The organism is Mycobacterium sp. 1081908.1 (genome assembly GCF_001673535.1).
In the GTDB taxonomy this organism is placed as follows: Bacteria; Actinomycetota; Actinomycetes; order Mycobacteriales; family Mycobacteriaceae; genus Mycobacterium.
In genome coordinates this window covers 1-731 of sequence record NZ_LZLY01000076.1, presented here as the reverse complement: position 1 = coordinate 731, position 731 = coordinate 1, and the positions used below count along the sequence as shown (strand labels likewise).

Below are 731 nucleotides of genomic sequence, written 5' to 3'. Positions count from 1 at the left end.
AATGAGGCTTCGAGGTCGAGCTTGCCGCGTCGGGCCAGCGCGGCGAGCACCGGGATGTCGCGCGCCGGGTCGCTGGCGCCGTAGACGCTGCCCTGGACCGCCTTGCCGTCGGCCATCAACGACAGCGCGGGGAACGTCACCTCCTCGGCGATGCCGGCGGCGCCCACCAGGGTCACCTTGCCGCCGCGGCGGGTGGCCTCGTAGGCCAGGCGCATCGTGGCGGGCTTGCCCACCACCTCGATCCCGTGATCGACCCCGAGGCCGCCGGTGAGGTCGCGCACCGCGGCGACGACGTCGACCTCGCCGGCATCGATCGTGTCGGTTGCCCCGTTGGCCAGCGCGGCGGGAAGCTGGCCGGCGACCCGGTCCGCGGCGATGATCGGCGCCGCGCCGGCCAGCCGCGCGCCTTGGATCGCGGCCAAACCCACACCGCCGCAACCGATCACGAGCACGCTCTCCCCCGGACGCACGGCCGCGGTGCGCATCACCGCGCCCACCCCGGTGGTGACGCCGCAGCCCAGCAGCGCCGCGAGGTCGAGCGGCAGCGACTCGTCGACCGGCACCACCGCCGCCGCCGGCATCGCCGAGGAGGTGACGTTCCCCGCGCTGTCGTTGATGGCCGACGGCAAGGCGGTCCAGGGCAGCGTCTACGGCGCCAGCGACCCGGCGCGCGACATCCCGGTGCTCGCCGCGCTGGCCCGACGCGGCAAGCTCGACCTCGAAGCGTTGGT

Annotated in this window: 1 protein-coding gene; it reads right to left on the bottom strand. The window is 75.1% G+C overall.

What is annotated here, in order from left to right:
- Positions 1 to 581, bottom strand: a 581-nt coding sequence (locus tag A5655_RS10760; RefSeq protein ID WP_156764812.1) for a zinc-binding dehydrogenase, incomplete at its 3' end; no start/stop codon positions are given.
- Between the last annotated feature and the right edge of the window lie 150 nt (positions 582 to 731).